The 25,967-nt window shown below is 65.6% G+C and carries 23 protein-coding genes; 13 read left to right on the plus strand and 10 right to left on the minus strand.

The window, feature by feature from the left end:
- Nucleotides 1–127: 127 nt before the first annotated feature.
- From VSX77_RS06965 to VSX77_RS06995, 7 genes are all read right to left on the minus strand, one after another.
- Complete coding sequence (locus VSX77_RS06965; RefSeq protein WP_338426925.1) at nucleotides 128–1,798, minus strand: flavin-containing monooxygenase; 1,671 nt, start codon at nucleotides 1,796–1,798, stop codon at nucleotides 128–130.
- A 59-nt stretch (nucleotides 1,799–1,857) separates the two neighbouring features.
- Nucleotides 1,858–3,012 carry a CaiB/BaiF CoA transferase family protein gene (locus VSX77_RS06970; protein ID WP_338426926.1) on the minus strand — a complete coding sequence of 385 codons (1,155 nt, stop codon included), beginning with the start codon at nucleotides 3,010–3,012 and terminating at the stop codon, nucleotides 1,858–1,860.
- 263 nt (nucleotides 3,013–3,275) lie between these two features.
- Nucleotides 3,276–3,980 carry a TetR/AcrR family transcriptional regulator gene (locus VSX77_RS06975; protein ID WP_338426927.1) on the minus strand — a complete coding sequence of 235 codons (705 nt, stop codon included), beginning with the start codon at nucleotides 3,978–3,980 and terminating at the stop codon, nucleotides 3,276–3,278.
- Nucleotides 3,980–5,608, minus strand: coding sequence for a long-chain-fatty-acid--CoA ligase (locus VSX77_RS06980; protein WP_338426928.1), 1,629 nt, complete (start codon nucleotides 5,606–5,608; stop codon nucleotides 3,980–3,982). The genes VSX77_RS06975 and VSX77_RS06980 overlap by 1 nt, the downstream gene beginning before the upstream one ends.
- Nucleotides 5,608–6,639 (minus strand): phosphotransferase family protein, encoded by a 1,032-nt coding sequence (locus VSX77_RS06985; RefSeq protein ID WP_338426929.1) that lies wholly within the window; start codon nucleotides 6,637–6,639, stop codon nucleotides 5,608–5,610. The genes VSX77_RS06980 and VSX77_RS06985 overlap by 1 nt, the downstream gene beginning before the upstream one ends.
- On the minus strand, nucleotides 6,627–7,361 hold the full coding sequence (locus tag VSX77_RS06990; RefSeq protein WP_338426930.1) for an SDR family NAD(P)-dependent oxidoreductase: 735 nt from the start codon (nucleotides 7,359–7,361) through the stop codon (nucleotides 6,627–6,629). Before VSX77_RS06990 ends, VSX77_RS06985 begins: the two co-directional genes overlap by 13 nt.
- 12 nt (nucleotides 7,362–7,373) lie before the next feature.
- Nucleotides 7,374–9,635, minus strand: a complete 2,262-nt coding sequence (locus VSX77_RS06995; RefSeq protein ID WP_338426931.1) for a TonB-dependent receptor — start codon at nucleotides 9,633–9,635, stop codon at nucleotides 7,374–7,376.
- 275 nt (nucleotides 9,636–9,910) lie between these two features.
- Between VSX77_RS06995 and VSX77_RS07000 the strand changes: the two genes are divergently transcribed.
- From VSX77_RS07000 to VSX77_RS07020, 5 genes are read left to right on the plus strand one after another with little or no spacing between them, the layout of a single operon-like run.
- Nucleotides 9,911–10,663: a glucose 1-dehydrogenase gene (locus VSX77_RS07000; protein ID WP_338426932.1), complete on the plus strand. Its 753-nt coding sequence runs from the start codon at nucleotides 9,911–9,913 to the stop codon at nucleotides 10,661–10,663.
- A 31-nt stretch (nucleotides 10,664–10,694) separates the two neighbouring features.
- Complete coding sequence (locus VSX77_RS07005; protein ID WP_338426933.1) at nucleotides 10,695–11,987, plus strand: acyl-CoA dehydrogenase family protein; 1,293 nt, start codon at nucleotides 10,695–10,697, stop codon at nucleotides 11,985–11,987.
- Nucleotides 11,988–12,014: 27 nt separating this feature from the next.
- Complete coding sequence (locus VSX77_RS07010; protein WP_338426934.1) at nucleotides 12,015–12,482, plus strand: nuclear transport factor 2 family protein; 468 nt, start codon at nucleotides 12,015–12,017, stop codon at nucleotides 12,480–12,482.
- 8 nt (nucleotides 12,483–12,490) lie between these two features.
- Nucleotides 12,491–13,291: an alpha/beta fold hydrolase gene (locus VSX77_RS07015; RefSeq protein WP_338426935.1), complete on the plus strand. Its 801-nt coding sequence runs from the start codon at nucleotides 12,491–12,493 to the stop codon at nucleotides 13,289–13,291.
- The gene (locus VSX77_RS07020; RefSeq protein WP_338426936.1) at nucleotides 13,291–14,436 is read left to right on the plus strand and encodes a 12-oxophytodienoate reductase; all 1,146 of its coding nucleotides are present in this window, start codon (nucleotides 13,291–13,293) and stop codon (nucleotides 14,434–14,436) included. The genes VSX77_RS07015 and VSX77_RS07020 overlap by 1 nt, the downstream gene beginning before the upstream one ends.
- 71 nt (nucleotides 14,437–14,507) lie before the next feature.
- Here the strand turns inward: VSX77_RS07020 and VSX77_RS07025 are convergent, their stop codons facing one another.
- Both VSX77_RS07025 and VSX77_RS07030 read right to left on the minus strand, forming a co-directional pair.
- Nucleotides 14,508–15,560 carry an ACP S-malonyltransferase gene (locus tag VSX77_RS07025; protein ID WP_338426937.1) on the minus strand — a complete coding sequence of 351 codons (1,053 nt, stop codon included), beginning with the start codon at nucleotides 15,558–15,560 and terminating at the stop codon, nucleotides 14,508–14,510.
- Nucleotides 15,557–17,758, minus strand: coding sequence for a dehydrogenase E1 component subunit alpha/beta (locus tag VSX77_RS07030; RefSeq protein ID WP_338426938.1), 2,202 nt, complete (start codon nucleotides 17,756–17,758; stop codon nucleotides 15,557–15,559). The genes VSX77_RS07025 and VSX77_RS07030 overlap by 4 nt, the downstream gene beginning before the upstream one ends.
- Nucleotides 17,759–17,921: 163 nt before the next feature.
- On the opposite strand from VSX77_RS07030, the gene VSX77_RS07035 reads away from it, so the two are divergent.
- The 8 genes from VSX77_RS07035 (at nucleotide 17,922) to VSX77_RS07070 (ending at nucleotide 25,361) form a co-directional block, all read left to right on the plus strand.
- Nucleotides 17,922–18,632, plus strand: coding sequence for a DUF4129 domain-containing protein (locus VSX77_RS07035; RefSeq protein ID WP_338426939.1), 711 nt, complete (start codon nucleotides 17,922–17,924; stop codon nucleotides 18,630–18,632).
- Nucleotides 18,629–19,861, plus strand: coding sequence for a DUF4350 domain-containing protein (locus tag VSX77_RS07040; protein WP_338426940.1), 1,233 nt, complete (start codon nucleotides 18,629–18,631; stop codon nucleotides 19,859–19,861). Before VSX77_RS07035 ends, VSX77_RS07040 begins: the two co-directional genes overlap by 4 nt.
- Nucleotides 19,851–20,813 (plus strand): AAA family ATPase, encoded by a 963-nt coding sequence (locus VSX77_RS07045; protein WP_338426941.1) that lies wholly within the window; start codon nucleotides 19,851–19,853, stop codon nucleotides 20,811–20,813. The genes VSX77_RS07040 and VSX77_RS07045 overlap by 11 nt, the downstream gene beginning before the upstream one ends.
- Before the next feature lie 160 nt (nucleotides 20,814–20,973).
- Complete coding sequence (locus tag VSX77_RS07050; RefSeq protein WP_338426942.1) at nucleotides 20,974–22,284, plus strand: DUF58 domain-containing protein; 1,311 nt, start codon at nucleotides 20,974–20,976, stop codon at nucleotides 22,282–22,284.
- Nucleotides 22,281–23,321, plus strand: coding sequence for a stage II sporulation protein M (locus tag VSX77_RS07055; RefSeq protein ID WP_338426943.1), 1,041 nt, complete (start codon nucleotides 22,281–22,283; stop codon nucleotides 23,319–23,321). Before VSX77_RS07050 ends, VSX77_RS07055 begins: the two co-directional genes overlap by 4 nt.
- The gene (locus VSX77_RS07060; protein WP_338426944.1) at nucleotides 23,318–24,184 is read left to right on the plus strand and encodes an RDD family protein; all 867 of its coding nucleotides are present in this window, start codon (nucleotides 23,318–23,320) and stop codon (nucleotides 24,182–24,184) included. Before VSX77_RS07055 ends, VSX77_RS07060 begins: the two co-directional genes overlap by 4 nt.
- Complete coding sequence (locus VSX77_RS07065; protein WP_338426945.1) at nucleotides 24,171–24,857, plus strand: nitroreductase; 687 nt, start codon at nucleotides 24,171–24,173, stop codon at nucleotides 24,855–24,857. The genes VSX77_RS07060 and VSX77_RS07065 overlap by 14 nt, the downstream gene beginning before the upstream one ends.
- A 3-nt stretch (nucleotides 24,858–24,860) precedes the next feature.
- Entirely contained in the window at nucleotides 24,861–25,361 is a 501-nt protein-coding gene (locus VSX77_RS07070; RefSeq protein ID WP_338426946.1) for a hypothetical protein, read from the plus strand.
- A gap of 145 nt (nucleotides 25,362–25,506) precedes the next feature.
- On the opposite strand, the gene VSX77_RS07075 is transcribed toward VSX77_RS07070, so the two are convergent.
- A complete protein-coding gene (locus tag VSX77_RS07075; RefSeq protein WP_338426947.1) occupies nucleotides 25,507–25,941 on the minus strand; it encodes a hypothetical protein in 435 nt (144 codons plus the stop codon).
- Between the last annotated feature and the right edge of the window lie 26 nt (nucleotides 25,942–25,967).

The following is a 25,967-nucleotide window of genomic DNA, read 5'->3' on the forward strand; positions in this document are numbered from 1 at the left end:
GTTGATCGGCATCAGGCGCGCGCTCTTTGCAAAGCTGACGCCGATCATCTGACTGGCCGCGTCTATCCGCTATGCGCAGACGTGAAGGGATACTCCGGTATCGCTGCGCGGCGGCGCGGCAATGCTCCTAAGCGCGTTTCTTGAACTCGAGCTCCGGAAACCCCGCGGCCGCCGACTGGTCCAGCGCGTCGTAATAGAAGTTCGCGCCGCCGAAATAGATCAGCACGCGCGCACCCTTGTCGTCGCGATTGGCGCCCATCATCCACGAATTGACCTTGTCGCCTTCGGCCATCAACGTCTGGGCGTGGATATTGGCAGTCGCGGCGGTCCATTCGCGCTCCGCCTCTTCGCGCGGTTCAAAGACGTCGAACCCTTCATTCTCCATCTTGGTGATGCAGCGCGAGATCCAGATCGCATTCTGTTCGATCGAGGTCGGCAGGTTGGCGAACGGCGCCTGCGGGCCCGTGACAATGAACATATTGGGGAAACCCGCAACGCATACGCCCATGATCGACGAGGATTGCACCTGCCATTTTTCGCGCAGCGTCCGGCCACCCTCGCCGCGGATCGGAAAGGCTTCGAGCGCGCCGGTGTAAGCCTTGAAGCCCGTCGCCAGCACGATGATGTCGAATTCATATTCGTTGAGCGTCGTCCGGATGCCGGTTTCGGTGATCTCGACCAGCGGTTCGCGTTTCTTGATGTCGACCAGATGCACATTGTCGCGGTTAAAAGCTTCGAAATAGCCATGGTCGAGCGGCGGACGCTTGGCGAACAATGGATAATCGTCAAAGCTGGGGGTCAGCAGGTCGGCCAGCGCGGGATCCTTGACCCGTTCGCGCATCTTGGCGGCAATGAAGTCGCCCGCGATCCGGTTGGCTTCGGGGCTGGCGAGCAGGTCGTCAAAGGTTTCGAACACCCAGCGGAAACTGCCGGTCCAATTCTCCTCGAAAATCCGCTGCCGCTCATCGGGCGGGGTATCCATCACATTGCGCCCGACCGGGCTGTCGAACGCCATGCCGAAGACATGATTGCGGCACTTGGCCACGATCGCCGGGTAATTATCCTTGATCTCCTTCTCCCACTCGGGAGTCATGTCTTTCTGCATCGCGGGCAGGACATAATTGGGGGTGCGCTGAAACACCGTCACGCTGCCCGCGGTTTCCGCGACGACGGGCAACATCTGGACGGTGGTTGCACCCGCGCCGATGATGCCGACGTTCTTGCCGGTATAATCCAGCCCTTCGTGCGGCCAGCGCGACGAATGAAAAATCGGTCCCTTGAAACGGTCCATGCCGGGGATGTTCGGAATCATCGGCTCCGAAATCATCCCCATGCCGCTGATGAAATATTTGCAGGTATAGACGTCGCCGTCGCCGGTCTTCACCTGCCAGCAGCCGCGCGATTCCAGATATTCCGCCTCGACGATTTCAGTGTTAAGCTGAATGTGCGGCCACATGTCGCATTTGTCGGCGACGAACCGCATGTACTTCTGGGTCTCCTCGCGGCCGGGATAGCGCTTCGACCACGACCATTCCTGAAGCAGCTCGGGCGAAAAGGTCAGGCAGTAATAATAGCTTTCGCTGTCGGTCGCCGCGCCCGGATAGCGGTTCCACGCCCAGGTGCCGCCAACGTCGGATGCACGGTCGAAAACGCGGACGCTGACACCCGCCTCGCGCAGATAATGGATCAGCGCCAGCCCGGCAAAACCGGCGCCGATGACGATCGCGTCATAGTCCAGTTCCGGCTGGCCTTCGCGATTTTCGGTGGCCACGCCGGTATCCGCGTTCGTTATCGTCATCACTCTCTCCAATCATTCGGCGACACCTTGACCGGCGCCCTCCATTTTCCTCAACAGTTTCAATCGACCGCCACGCGATCGGGATCGGCGACACCGATCTCGGCAAGAATGTCTTTCCGATCGGAATCGCGCTGCCACATCCGGGGCGCGACGACCTCTGTGTGGTCAAAGCGCGGCGCCGGGTGCGGCTGAATCCAGCCATCGACCTCCAGATAGCTGCCGCGGTCCCGACTGTGCGCATGGGACGGAGCCTCTGCCATGGTGAGCACTTCGGTGTAGCAGCAGTCGCGATGGAGCAATCGGCCGGTCCAGAACGCGCGCGGCGCCGTCGCAAAGATGTCGGCGAGCCGCGCCTTCATCGCGGGCCATTTCGACCGGTCGTGCTGCGCGGCAAACAGGGGGTCGCCGGACAGCCCCAGCCCATCGATCAACCGCGCATAGAATTGCGCCTCGATCGCGCCGATTGCGACAAAGCCGCCATCCGCACAGGCGTAGCAGGCATAGAAGGGCGCGCCACCGTCGAGCAGGTTCTGCCCGCGTCCCTTGTCCCACATCCCATTGTGGGTGAGCGACCACATGCCGGCCATCAACGCCGCCGACCCTTCGGCCATGCTGCAATCGATCACGCGGCCCTTACCGTCCTGCCGTGCCGCGAGCAGCGCAGCGACGAACCCGAAAGCCAGCATCATGCCGCCGCCGCCATAATCGCCGATCAGGTTCAGCGGCGGGGTCGGCGGCGCGCCTTCCGAACCCAGCGCCGCGAGGCAACCGTTGAGCGAGATATAGTTGAGGTCGTGGCCCGCCTTGTCGGACAAGGGACCATCCTGCCCCCAGCCGGTCATTCGGCCGTAAACCAGCGCGGGATTGCGCTGCATCAGCAGTTCGGGCCCAAGGCCCAGCCGCTCGGCCACGCCGGGCCGGAATCCTTCGATGAGGCCATCGGCGGTTTCGGCAAGCCGCGCGACGATCTCGACCGATTCGGGGCGCTTGAGATCGAGCGTGATCGATCGTCGCGAGCGCAGCAGGACATCGCGCCGCTGATCCTGCGCCAGCGGGTCGCTGCCGCCGGGTCGGTCGATACGGATCACCTCGGCCCCATGGTCGGCAAGCATCATGGCGCAAAAGGGTGCGGGGCCGATGCCGGCCAGTTCGATTACGCGCACGCCGTCGAGCACCGGTCGCATCAAACCGCCGTCGGAATCCGCGCGGTTCATCGGTCCTGCTTTTCAGCGACGCGAAATCGGAGGTTGCACCGGACAATGCACGCGGGCGCGGACATGGCGGCCCGATGACGCCCAATCATTCGCAACCACAGCGGGTCGGCCGCCTTTGCCAAGCCCAATCTCCCACATTTCCGGGTGCCGTCATCGGCATCTCGCAATTTACTTGCTAGCGTCTAGCAAATAGAAAATCAAGCGCAAAAGACCGCATATAAATAGCTGTTTTTCCTGATTTTATTATGGAATTCGCGATCGAATCAGTATGTGATTCCAAAGGCCTTGGCAGTCGAACGGCGATAGGCTTCAAACTGTTTCGGCAGATCGACGCTGTCGGGCGCGACGAGCCATTGATAGATCGTCCCGAAGATGAAGCTGCAAAAGCCGAACGCATAGCATTCGGCATCGACCGACGCGTCGATTTCGCCGCTGGCGATGCCTTCCTCGACCCAATGCGCGACGTCGCGGCGATAGATTTCGTGATAGGCGGCAAGATGGTCGCGCACGTCATTGTGCGAACTGATCGATTCAAACCACAGGATATACATCGCCTGCATGTAACCCGAGTGGCTCGACAGAAATCCCTCGACCGCGCGCAACGCGGCAAGGCAGGCCTGCGCGCCGCCGCGGGTGCCGACCTTGTTCGCCAGTTCGCGCGTCCAGCTGGTGTTGAAATGCAGCACCAACTGGCCAAACAACGCGTCCTTCGATCCGAAACGGCTCGACGCCAGTCCGCGCGAATAACCCGCGCGCTCGCCCACTTCCTTGAGCGTGGTCGCGTGCGTCCCCTGTTCGACGATCAACTGCATCGCCGCGTCGAACATCCGCGCGTCGGACAGCGCAGTGCGTTCCGCCTGGGTGCGGCGACTGGCGCGCGGTTTGGCACGCACCTTGGCAGGCGCTGGATGGACATCCGTCACCTCGCGCAGCGAGGCCTTGCCTTTCATCGACGACGGCGCGTTCATCAAGATTCGTCAATCCTTTCAAAAGCCGTTTTGCCCGTCGCGACGGCCGCGCGCAGCGCCTGCTTGTCAATCTTGCCGACGCTGGTCAATGGCAGCGTGCCCACATGCGCCCAATATTCGGGAATCCAGAAGCGCGCGACCTGCCCCCGCAGCGCTGACCGCAACCTCTCAAAATCAGGCCGTTTGCCGTCGGGCGTGGTGACGATCGCCAGCGGTCGTTCCTCCCAGCGCGGATCGGCGATGCCGATAACGGCGGCAAGGTCGACGCCGGGCAGGCTGGCGACATGATTCTCCAACTCGGCTGAAGGGATCCATTCGCCGCCCGATTTGATCAGATCCTTCAGCCGGTCGGTGACCTGGACATAACCGCGTGCGTCGATCGTCCCGGCATCGCCGGTGTCGAGCCAGCCGTCGTTAGTCAGCACCCCCGCCCCGGCACCGCGGTGGTAGCCGCGTGCGATCCACGCCCCGCGCAGTTGCAGGCGGCCGACGCTCTTGCCGTCCTCGGCAACCGGCTTGTTCTGATCGTCGACCAGCCGCACGCGGACGCCGGCAACCGGACGCCCGCTTTTTGCCCGCAAACGGCGCGCCTCATCGGGCGCAACATCCGCCGGGGGATGCGAAAGAACGCACAGCGGACTGGTCTCGGTCATGCCCCAGCCCTGAATCAGCGGCACGCTCCACCGGCGCTCGACATCGGCGATCAGCCCTTCAGAAACCGCCGATCCGCCCGCCACGATGACACGAAAGCTGCTCATGTCGACAGGGTCGGTCGCATCGGCGCGCAGCAGGTCGTTGAGGATCGTCGGCACGGTCGCGGTAAAGGTCGGCGCGGTGGCGCGGACCATCGCCCGGATCGCTTCGGGCTGCAAATGCGGCCCCGGCAGCACGAAATCGGCGCCCGCGAGCCAGCCCGAATAGGGCAGCCCCCAGGCGTTGGCATGGAACATCGGCGGCAGCAGCAGGATCGTGTCACGGTCGCTGAGCGCAAAGGCGTTGGCAGCCATCGAAGCCAGGCTGTGGAGGAATATTGTGCGGTGCGAATAGACCACGCCCTTCGGATCGCCCGTCGTTCCCGACGTATAGCAGGTCGCCGCCGCCGCGGTTTCATCCACCTCCGGGAAATGTGACAGCGGCGCATGAGTCGCGATAAATGCCTCATAAGCGGCCCAGGGCTTCGCAAGCCCGGCAAGGCCATCGGTGTCCCCGGTGACAATGACCTGCGCCAGTCCTTCCAGCGAATTGATCTGCGGCAGCAGCGCGGTCAGCAACGCACCATCGGCAATCAGAATGCCGTCTTCAGCATCCGCCATGATGAAACGAAGCTGGTCGGGATGCAGCCGCAGGTTGAGCGTGTGGAGCACCGCGCCCATCGCGGGCACCGCCAGATAAGCCTCGAAATGCGCAAAATCGTTCCAGCTGAGCGTTGCGACACGGGTGTTCGTCCCGACACCGGCGGCCCGCAACGCCGCGGCCAGACGGCGGGCGCGTTCGGCGGTTGCGGCATAGCTGCGCCACGTCACCTGCTCGCCGTTGAACAGCCCGATGCGGCTGCTCGCATGGATATGCTCCCCGTGCGCAAAGATCGTCGCGGTGCCGAGCGGCTCGTGCATCATGGTGGCGTCCATCAGGCCATACCCTCACCTGCGGCGATCCGCCGCGCCGCGTCGAGCAAGGCGGGGACGTCCTGCTCAAGCCCGCGCTCATAGGCGCCGTCGACCTGCCCTTGGCGAAACAGCACATAGGCGCCCTCGACGATCGCCGCGAGGCGCCAGAGCGCGAAGGCCTGAAAATATGCCAGATGATCGATCGACAAGCCCGTCGCGCGCGCCCATCGCTGCGCGAGGCCGCGGCCATCGACCGCCCCTACGACATTCGACACGCGCTGAACAAAGGCGAAGCCGAGCGGCGCGCTTTCATCGCGGTTCCACATCGCGGTGACCAGTCCGACATCGACCATCGGATCGGCCAGCGTCGCCATTTCCCAATCGAGGATTGCCCTGACTTGCGGCACATCCGGGTCCATCAGCACATTGTCGAGATGATAGTCGCAATGCACGATCCGCACCGCCTCGGGTTCCGGTACGTTCGCGGCCAGCCACGCGCCGAGCACTTCGATCAGCGGCAGGTCGCGAACGGCTTGGGCAGCCCGCACCGCGCGCCATCGCTCGATCTGCCGGGCGACAAAGGTCCGCGCCTTGCCGACATCGCCCAGCTCGGCAGGGACCGGCTCGATTGCATGAACGCTGGCGAGCGCGTCGATCAGCGCGTGACCGACCGCATCGAGCGTATCGACGGTATTCGGATAGGCGGGCGGCAAGGTGTCGGTGATCGCCAGCCCGCGGACGAAACGGGTCAGCGAAAACGGCGCGCCGAGCACGTCCGGATCGTCGCAGAACAGGATGGGTTCGGCGACCGGCGCCTTGCCCGCAATCGCCGAGACGAAGCGAAATTCGCGCGCAATGCCTGCACCGGCAAGGTCGGACACCGTGTCGGCGGGCGGATGCCGCAGGACCATGGGACCGCTCGCCGTTTCGACGAGGCTGGTGACGTTCGCGTTGCCGCCGGTCAGCGGGCGGACGATCCGCGCTTCGGCAATCCCGGCTTCCCTCTCCAGCCAGCGGGCGAACCGCTCGGCCGGATCGCTCACAATCTGCACAGCAGCCCGCCGTCGTTCGAGATGATCGAACCGGTCATATAGGGCGAGCCGGCGACCCACCAGACAACATCGGCCAGCTCCTCGGCGGTGCCTTCGCGGCCCAGCGGAATGCTGGCCACCAGCTTGGCCTTGGCGCGCGCCGGTATTCCGGCGGTCATTTCGGTCGATGTCATGCCCGGAATCACCAGATTGACCCGGATGCCGCGCCGCGCCAGTTCGACGGCCAGCACCTGCGTCAGTCCGGCTAGCCCCGCTTTCGACGCGCCGTAAGCGGCATCGCCGGCAAAACCGCGCAAACCCACAACCGCCCCGATATTCACGATCGATCCGCCCTCGCCCAGATAGGGCAGGGCGGCGCGTACGAAGTTGAGCGGACCGGACAGGTTGGTATCAAGCACGGCCTGCCAGTCATCGTGCGACAGCGAGCCGAGAAGCCCGCCGCGATGCAGTCCGGCGTTATTGATCAGGACGTCGATACCGCCCCACTGCCGGGCGACCTCACCGCATGCGTTGGTGACCGATGCCGGATCGGTCACGTCGGCGGCGAGGCCGATGGCCCCGCCGCCGATCGCATTTGCCTGAGCGCCGATGTCTGCGCCGCGCGCGATCAGCGCGACGCGGTCGCCCTTGCTGGCCGCCAGCCGGGCGATCGCAAGGCCCAGGCCCCGCGATGCTCCGGTGACCACCCATCGGCGTGGTTCAGCTTTCGACGATGTCGTCATCCCCGGCCCTGCTCAAAAGGCCTGCGTCACGGCGACGCCCCACGTCCGGCGCGGACGCGGCGCGGCGTAGCTCCACACCCCCTGCACGTCGTAACCGATCGTCCAGCCCTTTTCGTTCGCCAGATTCTTGCCGAACAGGCTGACCGTCGTGTTGTTGAACCGCGCGTTGATCGACGCGTCGACGAGGAACTGGCCATCGTTGCGCAGATTGGGATTGTTGAGGAAGGTGATCTCGTGGCCGCTGATATAGTGGACATCGCCCGAGAGCCACGCAGACGCATCGCTGCCGATATCGACCTCGTAGGTTCCGCCGACATTCCCCGTCCATTTGGGCGCGCGGCGGATCTTGAGGAAGGTCGCATCGACCGGCGTGCCGGTGCTGAAGATGTCGCCGACGAAATCCTTATACTTGGCGTCGAGATAACCAAGGTTGCCGTGCAGGGTCAGTCCGTCGGTAACGCGCGCGGTCAGATCGAGTTCAAACCCTTTCAATTCTGCCGACGATGCGTTGATCGTCCGGTTTTCACGCCCCGTCGACGTGCCGGGGGCCGGCACGTCCAGATCCTGCTGCATATCCTTATATTTCATCAGGAAAGCGGCGCCGTTGAAACGCACCCGGCCGCCAGCGAACTCGGTCTTGAAACCGACTTCGTAATTGTCGAGCGTTTCGGGATCATAGGGAATCGTCGCGGCGCCGATCGTCGACGGACGCCCGTTGAACCCGCCGCCGCGGTATCCGCGCGACCAGAGCGCATAGACCATCGCCTCGTCGGTCAGCTCGTAGCGAAGCGACACGCGCGGCGTGAATTTGGACCAGCTTTTCTTGACCGGTTCCGCCATCACGATGACGCCGGGCGCGCTTCCGACCGGATTTTCCTCGACCGTCGTGCCATAGAAGAAAATCGGCAGATCGTTGACGATGCTGGACTTCTTGTCCTTGGTATAACGGGCGCCGAGGGTCAGCGTCAGCCGATCGGTCAGGTCGTAATCGCCTTCGCCATAGACCGCCCATGATTTGTTCGTCTGCGTCACGTCCTGCGCGCTGGTCAGGAGCGGCGGTCCCGCAAAGCCGATATAATTTTTGAGGTTGATCGTATAGCGCGAGTCCCAGAAATAGGCGCCGAGGACAAAGGTCATCGGCCCCGACCCGCCCTTGGTCAACCGTAGCTCGTTCGTTGTCTGCCGCCACCGAGCGGGCCGGTCGGTGTGATAGAGCGTCTGCGGACCGGCGTCGAAATCCTGCGTGATCTCTTCCTCGGTTTTCAGCCAGCCGAAGATATAGTCGAACTGCATGTCCGACCCGATGTCATAGGTCGCTTTGCCGGTTACCATGTCGAGCCGGAACTCGGCATTCTTCTCGAGCCTGCCGTCCGATACGCTGACATAACGGTCGCCCGACGTCGGCACACCCGGCGCGGGCGAGCATTGTCCGTAAACCGCGCAGAACAGATCGGTCGGACGATTGACCGCCAGCAGCTGCGGCGGATCCTGCTTCGTCTTCTGATGGTCGTAGCTGATCTGGAGGTCCAGATTGTCGGTCGGCTCGATCAGCAGCGCGGCCGCGATCGCATAGAATTCGGACCGCTGGCCCGGCTGATCATAGACGCTGTTGTAAAAATAGCCGTCGGACTTCTCATAGGCACCGCTGACCTTGAGCGCCATATTTTCGGACAATCCGGTGCTGGCGACGCCCTCGACCTTCCAGGTGTCGAACCGGCCATAGGTGAGCCGCGCCTTCCCGGTCAGGTCATAGGTCGGGCGCGAACGCGCGAGGTTGATGACGCCGCCCGTGGCATTGCGTCCGAACAGCGTTCCTTGCGGCCCGCGCAGCACCTCGACACGGTCGATGTCGATGGCTTTCAGCAAGCTCCCCGAACTTTGGCCGATATAGACGTCGTCGAACACCACGCCGACCGCGGGATCGACCGATTTTTCGACGTCCGCGACGCCGATGCCGCGAATATAGACCGCGGCCACGCCGCCCGGTCCCTGCTGCGTGTCGTCGATCACGATATTGGGTGACGAGTCGGCAAAGTCACGCACGTCCGAATCGAAGCGTCGTTCAAGCTCGCCGGCCGACAGGGCGCTGATCGACGCGGGCACATCCTGCATGCTTTCTTCGCGCTTGCGCGCGGTGACGACGATCTCTTCGAGTCCGCCGGACGAGGACGCCGACGTTTCGCCGCTCGCGTCCTGCGCGCTCGCGGCCGATGCCGGACAGATTATCAATGCAGCGGTGGCGAGCAGGCTCGCGGTTTTGACGCGATCGGTCATGATCATTTCTCTCCCATCGACGGGCGTATGATTTTCTCGCGATGCCGTGTGCGGTTTCGCGATTCACGCTCCGGAGCAGAGATTGACGCACTTGTTTGCTTTCGACAAGCAAATTTTGATTCGTGCGTCTGGCAGATTGGTCATGACAGATTTAATATCATGATTTATAATGCTATATTTCGCATTTCCGCATCATGGAAATATTCTTGCTTGTTCTCATCTAGTAAGTGTGTAACAAGATTCGCAACGATAATGATGCATTGGGAGAGTGACGAATGGCAGGCCGGCTGGACGGTAAGTCGGCGTTGATCTCGGGCGGCGCGAGCGGCCTGGGCGAAGCGCAAGCGATCCTTTACGCTCGCGAGGGCGCATCGGTGCTGATCGGTGACGTACAGGCGGAAAAGGGCGAATCCGTTGTCGCCGCAATCACCCGCGAAGGCGGCAAAGCCGCCTTCATTCATCTCGACGTGACCGATGCCGACAATTGGGACAAAGCCGTCGCCGACGCCGTCGCGCGGTTCGGAAAACTGACCACGTTGGTCAACAATGCCGGCATCTTCCACCCGGGCGGGATCGTCGATGAAACGCGACAGGGCTGGGATCGCATGATCGCGATCAACCAGACCGCCGTGTTTCTGGGGATGAAAGCCGCCACCCCTGCCCTGCTCGCGACGGGCAACGCGGCGATCGTCAATATCAGCTCGCTTTATGGCCTCATCGGCAGCCCGAATGCCATTTCCTACCATGCCTCCAAGGCAGCGGTCCGGATTATGGGCAAGGCCGGCGCGCTCGAATTCGCGAAGCAGGGTATCCGCGTCAACACCATCTTTCCCGGCCAGATCAAGACGCCGATCCTGGGCGACATCACCCCCGAACAGGATGCGGCGATCAAAGCATCAATCCCGATGGGCGTCGTCGGCGATCCGATGGATATCGCCTACGCCAGCCTGTACCTCGCGTCCGATGAGGCCAAATATGTGTCGGGCGCCGAACTGTGGGTCGATGGCGCATGGTACGCGGGACAATGAGCGTGACGGCGCGCAAAGGGGCGAACTGCTGATGGCCTGGGACTTTTCGACCGACGCCGAATTTCAGGCTCAACTCGACTGGATGGCCGCGTTCGTGCGCGAAGAGGTTGAGCCGCTCGACCTCGTATTTCGCGGGCCAGCAGAACCATTTGATCCGGCTGGAAAGGCGCGCAGGATCATGCGGCCGCTCCAGCAAATCGTCAAAGAACGAGGCCTATGGGCCTGTCATCTCGGTCCGGAACTCGGCGGCGCGGGATTTGGCCAGGTAAAGCTTGGCCTGATGAACGAAATCCTCGGACGAAGCAGGTTTGCCCCGGTCGTGTTCGGAACGCAGGCGCCCGACACCGGCAATGCCGAGATCCTCGCCCGCTTCGGCACACCCGAACAGAAGGCGCAATATCTCCAGCCGTTGCTCGATGGCGAGATCGTCTCCTGCTATTCGATGACCGAACCGCAGGCCGGGGCCGATCCCGGCGAATTTACCTGTCAGGCGCGTCTCGATGGCGGCGAGTGGGTCATCAACGGCGAGAAATGGTTTGCGAGCCACGCCTGCATCGCCGAATTTTTGATCGTCATGGTCATCACCGACCCGGACGTGCCGGTCCATCAGGGTTCGACGATGCTGATCGTCCCGCAGGGCACGCCGGGGCTGGAAATCGTGCGCAACACCGCGGTCGGGCCAAAGGACGAGATCGGCAGCGGCGTTCACGGCTATCTGCGCTTCACCGATTGCCGCGTGCCCGAGGCGAGCCGCCTCGGCCCGGTCGGCGAAGGCTTCAAGGTCGCGCAGTCGCGCCTCGGCGGCGGCCGCATCCATCATGCGATGCGCACCGTCGGCATGCTGAACAAGGCGATGGACTATATGAAGGAGCGTGTCGTCAGCCGTACGACTAAGGGCGAACGGCTGGCGGACAAGCAGATGGTTCAGGAAAAAATCGCCGACAGCTATACGCAGATCCTGCAGTTCCGGCTGCACGTGCTCTATGCCGCCTGGCTGCTCGACCGCGATCAGGCCTACACCCGCCCGGTGCGGCGCGAGATCAGCGCGATCAAGGCGGCGATGCCCGGCGTGCTGAAGGACGTCGTGTACCGCGCGCTCCATCTCCACGGCTCGCTCGGCATGTCGAACGAAACGCCGCTGATGGATATGTGGCAATATGTCCCCGAGATGGGGATCGTCGACGGGCCGACGGAGGTTCACAAGATCGGCGTCGCCAAGGACATCCTGCGCGACGTCATTCCTTTCGATGGCCCCTTCCCCAGCTATCATGTGCCGACGCGGCTTGCCGCGGCGCGCGAAAAATTTGCCGCCTACCTCGACTGAGCCCGCGACGCCCGCAAGGAGCCCGATATGACCGAATCCACCGACCTGGCTCAGCGCCTCGACCGCGTCGAAAGCCGTTTTGCGATGCACGATCTCGTCAGCGATTATTGTCACGGCTTCGACAAGCGCGACTGGGATCGTTTCGCCGCGATCTGGTGGCCCGACGCCGTCTGGGACATCGGCCCGCCCTTCGGCAGCTTCGAAGGCGCGGAGGGCATCGCGCACGTCACCAAGGATATTCTCTGGGACGCGTGGCTCGCATCGAGCCATTTCACGACCAATCTCGTCATCACATTCGAGGGGGCCGACCGGGCAACGGGCGTGTGCGACGTCGATTGTATCGGCACGACGTCGGACGGTCAGGCGCAGACGGTCAGCGCAAGCTATTTCGACCTGTTCGAGCGGCGCGACGGCGTCTGGAAGATCGCTCGCCGCAAGGTCAAAATGCACCATTTCAACCCACTTCCCGGCGTCACCCTGTCGCCGCCCGCATAGGAGCGTTTATGGCCTATCTCGAATCCGACGGCGGACGCGTCTATTATGAGCATCACCGCGCATCCAAGCTGCCAGTCGTCCTGATCCACGGCTGGGGCATGTCGGGCGACTATTGGGCTTCGGCCGTCGAGGCCCTCCTCGCCGACGGCCATGGGGCGATCGTGGTCGATCACCGCGGCTGCGGCCGCTCCGATCGCGACTTTTCCGACATGTCGATCGACGCGATCGCGCGCGACGTCGTTGCCGTCGTCGATCGCTGCGACGCCGAGCGCGTCGTGCTCAACGGCTGGTCGCTCGGCGGCGCCGTCGCCGTCGCGGCCGCCGAACGGCTGGGCGAGCGCGTCGCCGGACTGATCCTGACCTGCGGCGCGTCGCCGCGCTACGTCCAGGGCGAGGGCTTTCCGCACGGCGGGACTGCCGAAGACGTGCTGGGGATCGCAGCCGCGATCACCGCCGACCGCCCCGGCTTCTTCCGCGCACTTGCCGAGGGCGCGTCGGGCGAAGGCGCCAGCGAGGCGATGATCGGCTGGGTCGAGCGCGGATTTCTTGCCACCGGCCCGCGCGCCAGCGAAACGCTCGCCGGGCTTGCGACGCTCGACCAGCGCGACCTGCTGGCGTCCTTCGCCTTCCCGGTGCTGTCGATCGGCGGTGCAAAGGACGGCATCGCCGACCCCGCCATCGCCGGTTTCGCGGCGAACTGCGCGAGGAACGGCACCTTGCTAACGCTCGACACCGGACATTCGCCGCAGCTCGAAGCACCCAGTGTGTATAACGAGGCATTGCTCGCCTTTGTGAGGAAACTTGCCTGATGACGCCGCCGCCGCTCGACGATCTCGCCGCCCTGCTCGCCCCCCTCCACGCACCCTTCACATGCAAGTCGCTTAAAGCGCCGAACCGGTTCTGCATGGCGCCCATGTCGCGCTATTTTGCACCCGGTGGCGTGCTGACCGGCGAAGGCGCCGAATATTACCGCCGCCGCGCCGCCGCGGGGATCGGCACGATCATTACCGAGGGCACTGGCGTCGCGATCGACCATACCGTCGCCGCGGATACGGTGCCGCTGTTCGCCGGCGACGAACCGCTCGCTGGCTGGAAGGATGCGGTCGATGCCGTCCATGCCGAAGGAGGCATGTTCGTTCCGCAACTGTGGCACGTCGGCGGCTGCATCGATTTCAACTATCCCGACGCACCGCACGCCGAACTGGTCAGCCCGTCGGGCTTTGCGGGCCCCGACGTTCCCGGCGGCCGCGCGATGACGGATCAGGACATCGCCGACACCGTCGCCGCCTTTGCCGAATCGGCGCGCGCCGCCAAGGCGATCGGCTGCGACGCAATCGAACTGCACGGCGCGCACGGTTATATCTTCGACCAGTTCTTCTGGGACAAGACCAACCTGCGCAGCGATCGCTATGGCGGCGCAGACATCGCCGACCGCGCGACGTTCGCGGCCGAGGTGGTCGCGGCCTGCCGCGAGGCGGTCGGCGAGGATTTCGCCATCATCTTCCGCGTCTCGCAGTGGAAGACCTATGATTATGACGTGAAACTGGCGCGCGATCCCGACGAGATGCACCGCTGGCTCGATCCGCTGGCGCGCGCCGGCGTCGATATATTCCACGCCTCGCAGCGCCGCTTCTGGGAGCCCGAATATGAGGGCGATCCCAGGAACTTCGGCGGCTGGATCAAGGAGGTCACCGGCAAGCCCGTGATCACCGTCGGATCGATCGGCATGGACCGCGACCTGATGCAGGATTTTGTCGAGGGAATTTCCTCGCCGATGCTTGGTCGGTTAGAAGATCTTGTCGCGATGTTCGAGCGCGGCGAATTCGACCTTGTCGCGCTCGGCCGCGTCTTGCTCGCCGATCCCAACTGGCTGGAAAAGATCGAACAGCGCCGTATCGACGAGCTGACTCCTTATGACCGTGCGACCGCGCTCAAACAATATGAGCATGATTGATAGCGACGGCTCGCCGCAATGGGCGCATTGGGTTGGGAGGAGCGGCCAGCGGCACACGCCGCAAACCGGGCCTATTCTCGAACGGTAACCAGCGGGCGCTGCTCGGCGCGGCCCATCGACAGCAGGATCGGATCAGCCGCCTGGCGTGCCATGAAATCGGCCTTGCTTGCGATACCCTGCCATTCGATGCCGATAAGCGCCTGCGCGATCGCGCCGCCCAGCGTGTCGCCGGGGCCGGGCAGGATGACGACGTCGGGAGCGAACTCCTTGACCGCGACCTGCACCGACAGCGCGAAATCATAGGGCGCCAGGATTTGATGCCCGAAGGTGTAGTCCCACACGGCGGCGGCATCGGACGAAAAGCGCCGCCACACATGCCCGCGCCCGTCGACCATCGGGATCGCGGGGCGGCCGAACAGCGACACCGGTAACTCAGCCTTCGCCTTGTCCGAGCTGCCGAACATCAGCGGGGTGTGGAACGGACCGTGGCCCGCAAGGCGCAGCGGATCGCGCCCCGGCGTCGGCGGCGCTTCGGCGAGCAGGGCGGCGAGTCCCTCTTCATTGCCCGCGAAAACCAGCATTCCAGCAAGGTCGATCGACAGCGCCAGATCGTGGCCCGGCCGGGCGTCGGTCGCGGCGACAAGATCGAACAACGCGTCACGAAGCCCCGGGACCGGCCGCCAGTCCTCGTCGACGACCTGCAGCAATATCTGCCCGCCGGGGCCGTGCGTCTGGCTGTTGAGCCCCATGGCGTTGGCGATGCGGAACCCGTCGGCGATCGACACCGCGCCGCCGAGCGCGAGCGCGCTGTACCAGCCCATCGAATTGCCGAGGGCGGCGACGACGTCATATTTGTGACGGTCGATGCTGAGGTAATCGAGCGCGGTCGCGGTATAGATGAGCGGCGCCGCAACATCGCCGCGCATGTGCGTCGCGACGCTGAAGCGATCCGCGCCATCGAGTTCGCTCACCGTCGGCTGCCCGCGCTCGCGGCGCTGCGCATCGAAATCGGCGATCAGCTCGGCAAAGCGCGCGCGATGCAGCCGCGCGATGCAGCCCAGCTCGCCCTTGCCATAGGTGCCGCGGCCGGGCGCGACGACGATCGCGGTTTTGCGGTCGCTCATGCCAGGAGCTCCTTCGCCGCCGCGACGATGCTGTCGCGGCTCGGCAGGGTCAGCGTCGCCGCCCGCCCCAGCGGAATGAAACTGTCGTCGGCGGCGATCCGTGCGACCTTCTTCTCCGGCGTCCGCTCGACGAACAGCGCCATCAGCGCCTCGCTCTGCGATCCGGTGATGCGGCATTCGTCGACGATCAGGATGCGTCCGGCCTCGCCGACCGCGGCGACCAGCTTGCCCGCATCGACCGGCCCCAGCCAGCGCAGATCGATCACGCGCGCCTTGACGCCGCCCTCGGCGAGCAATTTTTCGGCCTGCCGCGACAGATAATATCCATTACCATAGGTGACGATCGCCAGGTCGGTGCCGTCGCCATGAACCCCGAGGTCGCCCAGACGGATCGGTGCGCCCTCGCCCGGCGCCTCATAGACGCTCGTCCACAGGCCATCGCCCTCTTCATGCAGGTCGCGCGTCATATAGAGCGCGATTGGTTCGACGAACACGACGACGCGCTGCTCCTCTCGCGCCAGCCGGACGCATTCGCGCAGCATCTGCACCGCGTCACGCCCGTTCGACGGCACCGCCAGTATGACGCCCGGAATGTCGCGGAACACCGCGAGGCTGTTGTCGTTGTGGAAATGACCGCCAAAGCCTTTTTGATAGCCCAGCCCCGCGATGCGGATGACCATCGGGTTGGTGTACTGCCCGTTGGAGAAGAAGCTCAAGGTCGCCGCTTCGCCGCGGATCTGGTCCTCGGCATTGTGGACATAGGCGAGGAACTGGATTTCGGGCATCGGGATAAAGCCGTTGTGCGCCATGCCGATCGCGAGCCCCAGAATCGCCTGTTCGTCGAGCAATGTGTTGACGACGCGCGCCGACCCGAAGCGCTGGTGCAGCTTGGCGGTGACGTTATAGACGCCGCCCTTCGGCCCGACATCCTCGCCCATCACCGCGATTTCTCGGTGCGCGAGCATCAGGTCGGCAAGCGCCCAGCTGAGCAGCCGCGCCATGTGCATCGGCTTGTCCATCTGGCCCCAGTCGCTGCCGAACATCGCCTGGCGATCATCGTGCGAAGGCGTGTTGGCACGCGCGAGTTCGCGTTTCGGCGGGATCAGACTCTCCATGACATGCGCGGGCGTCGTGATTTTCGGCCGCCGGATCGCCGCCTCGGCCTGCCGCGCCAGTGTGGCGCCGATCTCTTCATAGGCGTCAGCGATTTCGGCCGGCGACATCCATCCCTGCCCGGCCATCAGCGCCGCGCCCTTCAGCAACGGGTCGCGCGCCTCGTCGGCCTCGATCAGCGCCTTGGGCAGATAAGCACCCTGCACGTCCGATCCCGCGTGGCCGTAAAGCCGCACCGTCGCCATATGCAGGAAGACCGGCCTTCGCGTGCGGCGCGCATGGTCGACCGCTTCCTTCGCACCCTTGTACGCCCCGGCGAGGTCGGTGCCGTCGCACTGGATATAGTGCAGCCCCGCGCGATGGCGGAACTGCGCCTCGATCCATCCGGTCGGGGTGCGCGTCGAAATGCCGATACCATTGTCTTCGCAGAGAAAAATGAGCGGCATCGGCGAGCCCTGAAACGCCGCCCAGCCGGCGGTGTTGAACGCGCCCTGCGCGGTCGAATGGTTCGCCGACGCATCGCCGAAGCTCGCGAGTACCACCGCATCGTCTGGAAGCGGCAAACCCGTCATGCCCAGCCGCCGCGCGATGCCGATCGAAAAGGCGGCGCCGACCGCTTTCGGCAAATGCGAGGCGATCGTTGAGGTCTGCGGCGGAATATTGAGCGGTTTTGACCCGATGACCTTGTGCCGCCCCCCCGAAATCGGGTCTTCGGATGACGCCGCAAAGCTCAAGAGCATGTCCCACGTCGGCGTTTGCCCCGGCACCTGCCGCGCGCGGTGAAGCTGAAAGGCGTTCGAGCGATAGTGGAGAAACGCCATGTCGGTGACGCGCAGCGCCGCGGCGACCGCGGCATTGCCCTCATGCCCCGACGAGCCGATCGTATAGAAACCTTCGCCGCGGGCTTGCAGATGGCGCGACAGCCGGTCCATCTGGCGGCTCGTCAGCTGCGACAGGAAGATGTCGGTCGCCTCGGCGCGCGACAGCCCGATCGCGCCGGGATCGGGCGCGTCGGCGCGGCCGGGTAACCGTCCTTCGGCCAGCGCGCCAAGGAATTTTTCATGTACCGCCTGCGCCGCGTCCACTTGTCTCTCCTGTCGTTCACCAGCTGGTTGCCGCTGTAACCACCGCCGATTTTGCCGCGCGCTAGAACGGGGCGGTCCGGCGCGCAAGCATCTCTTGCCTTGCTGCGCGCGGTCGCGCTACCACCTTCGCGATGACCGAGCGGGGCGAAATCTTCTTTTCAGCATGATCTCCCTGTGGATCGCCCAGTCGTCGGCCGCGGCCGGCACGGCCAGCGCCGCAGGGGAAGGGGGCTGGCTGCTCGATCCCGAGCTTGTCGATCCCGCGTTCAGCCAGACGATCGCCGGCGGCGAGATCCAGACCGCGCTGCCGCCACCACCCCCGCCGCCCGCCCCGCCGCCCGAATGGCTGACGTCGCTGTTCGAGGCGATCGGCCGGTTTTTCGACTGGAGCACCCCCGCGGCGAAACCTTTGCTGTGGATAGCGGTCGCGGTCGTAGCGCTGTTCCTTCTCTATCATTTCGTGCCCGCCTTTGCGCGCTGGGCCGACAATCTGCGCTTCCGCCGCCGCCCGGACGATGCCGACAGCGAAGACGAGGCCGCATCCGCCGAGGCGGTAGCGGCGCGCGCCTTGCTGGCCGAGGCCGATGCGCTCGCCGCCGCTGGCCGCTTTGCCGAGGCGGTGCACCTGCTCCTTTATCGCAGCGTCGAGGATATCGAAGGGCGGCGTCCCGGCCTCGTCAAACCCGCGATGACCTCGCGCGACCTTGCGGACGCGCGCGACCTGCCGCCGGTGGCGCGCGGCGCGTTCAGCCGCATCGCGCGCGCGGTCGAGATCAGCCTGTTCGGCGGTCGCGCGATCGACGCCGCAGCGTGGGATCAATGCCGCACCGCCTATGCCGATCTGACCATCGGCAAAAACTGGGCGCGGGCATGACGGGCGAGAAGGACCTCGATCATGGCTTCAACCCGCGGCTGATCGCGGCGGTCGTCGCGATCGGCGTCGTCGCCTTCATCGCGCTCTGGGCGCTGATCGCGCTGGGGCCGCAGCTCGGCAGCGGCAACGACGGCGGCGGCCATGCGCTGTCAAAGGCGGCGCCGGGCTATGCCGGGATCGTCGATCTGACCGAGCGCGCGGGCGCCGAGGTCGAACTGCAGCGGCGGGTCGAGACCGAGCCCTATGACGATTATGAAGCGTTGCTGATCCTGACCCCGACGCACCGCACCCGCGCCGCGGCGATCACCGAACTGCTGGACGCCCAACGCAGCTCCCCGACGCTGATCGTGCTGCCCAAATGGCAGGCAATGGCGGTACCCGGGCGGGCGCCCAAGCCGGGATGGGTTGGCGCGGGATTTCCGGTCTTACCGCCAGCGGCGATGCTGCCTGCCGCCGATTTCGGCGAGGTCGCGATCAAGGCGGCGCCGACGCGGGCACGCGTCGTGTCGGCCCGCCTCGCCGGCCGCGACCTTACTGTCCATCTCCCGCGCACTGTCCAGACGATCGCGGGCGAAGATCTCGAAACGCTGATCGCGGTGCCGGGCGGCGACGCAGTGCTCGCGCAGGTCGGCGGCCGCGATATCTATATTCTCGCCGATCCCGACCTCATCAACAATTTTGCCTTTGCCTCGCGCGAGCGCGCTTCCGCCGGCGCGCTGCTGATCGACGCCCTTGCCGATTATGCGGACGCCGACGGCCTCGCCTTCGACGTGACGCTCAACGGCTTGGGCGCGCAGCGGTCGCTGCTCCGCTTCGCCTTCGTCCCGCCCTTCATCGGCATCACCCTCTGCCTGATCGCCGCCGGGCTGTTCGCACTGTGGCAGGCGTGGGCGCGTTTCGGTCCGGCGCTCAAACCGGGCCGCGCGATCCCGGTGTCGAAGGCGGCGCTGATCGCAAACAGCGCCGACCTTATCAAACAGGCGCGCCGCGAACTCGACGGCGCCGCCGCCTATGTCAAAAGCCAGCGCAGCGCGATCGCGCGGCGCTTGCACGCGCCCGCGGGGCTGGACGACGATGCGACCGACGCGTGGATCGACCGGCATCAACGCGGCGGCGAACCCTTCTCCGCTCTCGCGCAGCGCCTGCCGCGCGCGCGCAGTACGCATGAATTTCTTGCAGACGCGCAGGCGCTGCACGCCATCAGGAAGGATCTACTCCGTGACAGCTGACATCCAGAGCGTCCAGGCGCTCGGCGCCGCGATCGAGGGCGAGGTCGCCAAAGCCGTGTTCGGGCAGGGGCCGCTCACCCGAATGGTGACGATCGCGCTGCTCGCGGGCGGGCATGTGCTACTCGAAGGCCCGCCGGGCACCGCCAAGACGCTGCTTGCGCAGGCCTTCGCGCGCGCCACCGGCCTCGATTTCGGGCGCATTCAGTTCACCCCCGACCTGATGCCCGGCGACATTTTGGGGTCGAACCTCTTCAACTTCCAGACGTCGAGCTTCACGCTCACCAAGGGGCCGATCTTCACCGAGCTGCTGCTCGCCGACGAAATCAACCGCACCCCACCCAAGACGCAGGCCGCGCTGCTCGAGGCGATGCAGGAACGGCGCGTGACGATCAATGGCGAGCCCCATGTCATGAGCCCGCGCTTCACCGTCCTTGCGACGCAGAACCCGATCGAGCAGCAGGGGGTCTATCCGCTGCCCGAGGCGCAGCTCGACCGCTTCCTGTTCAAGCTCGTCGTCGATTATCCCGCAGCCGACGAGGAACGGCGGATCGTCGCCGACCATGGCGGGCGCTTCAAAAGCCCCGCGGTCGGCGATTTCGGCGTCACGCAGGTCGCCGATGCCGCGGCGATCGGCGCGGCGATCGACGTGATCGCGACGGTCCGGCTCGCCGACGAGATCGTCGATTATATCGTCCGCCTCGTCCGCGCGACGCGCGCGAGCGCCGACCTCGAATGCGGCGCCAGCCCACGCGCCGCGACGCTGCTCGCGCGCGCGACGTGCGCCGCGGCGGCGCTCGACGGGCGCGACTATGTGATCCCCGACGATGTCCAGCGCCTCGCCGCCGGTGTGCTGCGCCACCGCGTCATCCTGTCGGCGGCGGCCGAGATCGAGGGGCGCAGCGTCGAACAGGTCGTCGCCGCGCTGCTCGAACGCGAGGATGTGCCGCGGTGATTAGAGGCTGCATTCAATCCTCCCTGTCGCGCAGCGATGGGGAGGTGGCAGCGCGAAGCGCTGACGGAGGGGCTAGGACGCCGACGTCGCCGCCCCTCCACCACACCCTTCGGGCGCGGTCCCCCTCCCCATGGCTTCGCCACAGGGAGCATCTTTTGCGATGATCTACCCCACCCGCCGCGCCATCTATCTACTGCTGCTCGGCGCCCCGCTGGCACTTGTGCTCGGACTGATCCGGCCCGAGCTGTGGCTAGTCGCGCCGGGCTGGATCGGGGCGATCCTTGCCTGCCTGATCCTCGACACGATCGCGGGTCCCAATCCGCGCCACCTGACGCTCGACGCGCGCTTTCCGGCGCAGGTCGGCGTCGGCGACCCGTTCGACCTGTCGCTTGCCGCGCGCGGTCGCACGCTCCCGCCGCGCGCCGAGATCGCGCTGTCGCTTGACGAGCGGCTGGCCGGGGGCGGGCGCCTTGCGGACGAGATGCGCCGCGCTGAAGGCGCGCTCGTTCGCACGCTATCGCTCGCCGCCTCGCGCCGCGGGCAGGCGCTGATCGAGGCGCTTTGGGTACGCTGGGCGGGGCCGCTCGGGCTGGTGTGGAAACAGCGTAGATTTGCCATCGATGGCGCGGTCACCGTCGTGCCCAGCCTGCGCGCGGTGACCGACGAGGGCAGCCGGTTGTTTCAGCGCAACAGCTGGTTCGGCCTTCGCCAACAACGCTTCCGCGGCGAAGGCACCGAGTTTGAGGCGCTCGCCGAATATCAACCAGGCATGGACCGCCGCGCGATCGACTGGAACGCCTCGGCGCGCCACGTCAAGCTGCTCGCCAAGGAATATCGCGTCGAACGCGACAATCGCGTCGTGCTCGCGATCGACGCGGGACGGACGATGGCCGAGCCGGTCGGCGGGATGCCGCGCGTCGACCGTGCCGTCTCGGCGGCGCTGCTCCTCGCCTATGTCGGTCTGAAACTCAATGACCGGATCAGCCTCTTTTCCTTCGCCGCCAGGCCGCAGGCGCTGACCCCCGCCTATATGCACACGCAGGATTTCCCGGCGTTGCAACGCGCGGCGGGCCTGATCGACTATGCGCCGGTCGAAAGCAATTTCACCCTCGCGCTCACCACCTTGAGCGCGCAGCTCAACCGCCGCTCGCTCATCATCCTCTTCACCGAATTTGCCGACGCGACGAGCGCCGACTTGATGATCCGCGCCGCGGGGCGGCTCGTGAAAAAGCACCGCCTGCTTTTCATCGTCATGCGCGACGATGAGGTCGAGGCAGAGGAGCGCCGCCATCCCGAAAGCGCCGCCGACGTCACGCGCGCGAACGTCGCCGCGGCGATGCTCGCCGATCGCCAGCTGGTGATCGCGCGGCTGCGCCGCCTCGGCGCCGACGTGATCGAGGTGCCCGCCGACGACATGGCGGCGAGCGCGGTCGAGGCCTATCTGGGCATCAAGCGGCAGGGCAGCCTGTGATCCCGCCGCCGCCTCCCACCGCTCGCACGCTCGACGCGCCGAGTTTTTCGACCAGCCGCTTTCGCGCCGAGCGCGAAGGCGACTGGATCGCCTTCGACCGTCTGCTGACCAAATTGGAGAAAAAGGGCGCGAAGGGGCTGGCGAGCGACGAGCTGCTGCAACTCCCCATCCTCTACCGCGCTACCCTGTCGTCGCTGTCGATCGCGCGCGCGACCAGCCTCGACAAGGCGCTGCTTGCGCATCTCGAAGCGCTGTCGATCCGCGGCTATTTTCTCATCTATGGCGTGCGCGAGAGCCGCTGGAACCGCCTCCGCCGCTTCTTCCTTTACGACTGGCCCGCCGCGGTGCGCGCGGTGTGGAAAGAGACGATCATCATTTCGCTGATCATCCTGCTGGGCGCACTGACCAGTTACTCGCTCGTGTCGAGCAACCCCGAATGGTATTATAATTTCGTCGACGAAGGCATGTCGTCGGGCCGCGATCCGCGCGCCAGCGCCGAATATCTGCAATCGACGCTCGGCCATGGCAAGGCGGCGGGCGAGGGCGAAAGCGGGCTCCACATCTTTGCCACCTATTTGTTCACGCACAACAGTCGCATTTCGATTCTATCCTTCGCGCTGGGTTTTGCCTTTGGTGTGCCGACGATGATGCTCGAATTTTATCAGGGGATCGGGCTCGGCGCGATGATGGCGGTCTTTGCGGCCAAGGGACTCGGATTCGATTTCGGTGGCTGGCTGTTCATCCATGGCACGACTGAATTGTTCGCGGCGGCGCTGTCGGGTGCCGCGGGGCTGCGGATCGGCACCGCGGTCGTCTTTCCCGGCGCGCGCGGGCGGCTGGAGGCGGCGGCCGCGGCGGGGCGCACCGCGGGCAAGGTGATGATCGGCGTCATCCTGATGCTGCTCATCGCCGGCCTGCTCGAAGGCTTCGGGCGCCAGCTCGTCACCGACACGATGTTGCGCTATGCGATCGGCACACTGATGCTGTTCCTCTGGCTCGGCTTTTATTACATCCCGCGGCGCGGGGACGCGGCATGACCGCCGCCGCCAACGCCGAGGCACGCGCCGCACGCGCGAAAAAGACCCGCCAGTTCGTGACGCCCGAGGGCGTTGACCTCGAACTGCGCATCGCCGGCGCGGGGCTGCGCTTCGGCGCGCTGCTCGTCGATTTGATGCTCATGGTGGGGGCCCTTTTCCTCTTTACCCTCTTCATGCAGTGGGTCGGCGTGGCGTCGCAGTCGGACATTACCGTCGTCGTGTGGATCCTCGGCGCCTTCGTTCTGCGCACCTTCTGGTTCATCGGGTTCGAGCTGGGATCGCGCGCGGCGACGCCAGGCAAAAGGCTGATGGGCATCCGCGTCGTCGCGCGCGACGGCGGGCGCCTCACCGCCGACGCGGTGGTCGCGCGCAACCTGATCCGCGAGCTCGAGCTATTCTTGCCGCTGATGATGCTCGGCGCCGGCGCGTCGGAGGATATGGTGGGGGGCTGGACGATGGCGGCGGGCGTGCTGTGGTCGCTGACGCTCAGCCTGTTCCTGCTGTTCAACCGCGACCGGATGCGGATGGGCGACCTGATCGCGGGAACGTGGGTGGTGATGGCCGCGCGCGCGAAGCTTGACGCCGACATCGCCGTCGACGCCGCGGGCGAGGCGATGGTCTTCACCGACGCCGAGCTTTCGGTCTATGGCATTTTCGAGCTTCAGGAGCTCGAGCGCGTGCTGCGCCACCGCGACGCACGCGCGATGCGCGAGGTCGCCGACACGATCCGCGCCAAGATCGGCCGCCCGGTCGCCGAAGAGGATGACGTCTTCCTGCTTTCCTATTACCGCCAGCTCAAAGCACGGCTCGAACGCGGCCTTCTGTTCGGAAAGAGGCGAGAGGATAAATATGCCAGCGACTGACAAAAGCGTGACGCGGGCGCTGCAAGCGCGGCGGTCGGTGCGCGCCTTCACCGACCGGCCGCTCGACCCCGCGTTGCTCAAAGAGATATTGGCTGTGGCGCAGCGCGCGCCGTCAGGCGGCAACCTCCAGCCGTGGCAGGCGACGGTGCTGACCGGCGAACCCTGGCAGGCAGTCAAGGACGCCGTCGCCGCGCGCATCGCCATGGGGCGCGCCGGTCAGGAGCCCGAATATGATATCTACCCCCCCGAATTGACCGCGCCGTGGACCGACCGCCGCTTCGGCGTCGGCGAGGCGCTCTATGCCTCGCTCGGCATCCCGCGCGAGGACAAAAGGGGGCGGCTCGCTCGGTTCATGGACAATTACCGGGGTTTCGGCGCACCGGTGATGCTTTTCCTCCATTGCTCGCGCATCATGGGGCCGCCGCAATGGGCGGACATGGGCATGTGGCTGCAATCGGTGATGCTGCTGCTCGTCGAACATGGCCTCGCCAGCTGCCCGCAGGAATGCTGGGCAATGTATGGCGCGACCGTGCGCCGGTCGATCGGGCTGGCCGACGACCAGATTTTGTTCACCGGGCTGGCGATCGGCTATGCCGACGAGGATGCGCCGGTGAACCAGTGGCCGGTGCCGCGCGCGCCGATCGACGAAGCGATTGATTGGAAAGGGTTTTAAGCGATGAAGAGGTCCGCTTTACGCTATGCGGCGACGGCGGCATGGGCGATGGTGCTCGCGGGTTGCACCGCCATCCCGCAGCCCGAAGCACCGCCCCCCGCGCCGCGGCCCGTCGCGCCTGCCCCCGCACCTACGCCGTTGCCGACCCCGACGTCAGGCTGGGAAGACCGCGCAGTCGATCGCGGCGCGTGGCGGTATGACGCCGCCAGCCGCACCGCCGCCTTCGTTCCAACAGCGAGTGCCAACCCGCTCCTGACAATGGCGTGCAGCGGCGGCGGCATCCGCCTGACCTCGGCGCTCGACGGCGCCGTCAGCCTGCGTACCAGCGCGGGCACCGACCAGCTCCGCTTCGACGGCGGCAGCGCGACGCTGCCCAGCCGCGACCCGCGCCTCGACCGCATCGCCTTCAGCCGCGGCCGTTTCGCGCTCGAAACGCCCGGCGGCGGCGCGCTGACCTTGCCGGTGCAGTCCGAAATCGGCCGCGTGATCGAGGATTGCCGTTAGATATCCTCCCTGTGGCGAAGCCATGGGGAGGTGGCAGCGCGAAGCGCTGACGGAGGGGCTTTGGCGCTACCGTCGCGGCCCCTCCACCACGCCCTCCGGGCGCGGTCCCCCTCCCCATGGCTGCGCCACAGGGAGGATGGGGAGACTATCCCCCCAGCTGCACCGTCCCGCCGCGGATCCAGCCCCAGCGGCATGGACCCTGATATTCGCGGGCATTGGGCACCGACTTGCCGACCCCGCACATGTCGGGATCGGTGCCGGGCGCGGCGAAGACGACGCCGAACCAGGCGTCGTTCTCGGCCGCCTCGCACAGCGACACGCGCGCGCCGCCCGCGAGCTTCGCCTTGACGGCGCGCGTTTCATCGGGCGCCCAATAGACGTCGGTGCCGCCGTCCTTCACCCGGCTGATGCTCGAACAGGCGGGCAGGCTCGGCCCCTCGGTACCGATCATCACCGCGCGCGTTGCGAGCGGTTCGCCCCCAATCTCGGGTGCGTTGTCGGCGGGCGGCGCGGGCTGGCTGCACGCGGCCAGCGATGCAGCGACAAGGGCGGCGAGCGAGAAAGCGGAAGCATGTTTCATGCCCACGAAACTAGCCGCCGCGGCGC

It is taken from the genome of Sphingopyxis sp. TUF1, from assembly GCF_036687315.1.
GTDB lineage: Bacteria > Pseudomonadota > Alphaproteobacteria > Sphingomonadales > Sphingomonadaceae > Sphingopyxis > Sphingopyxis kveilinensis.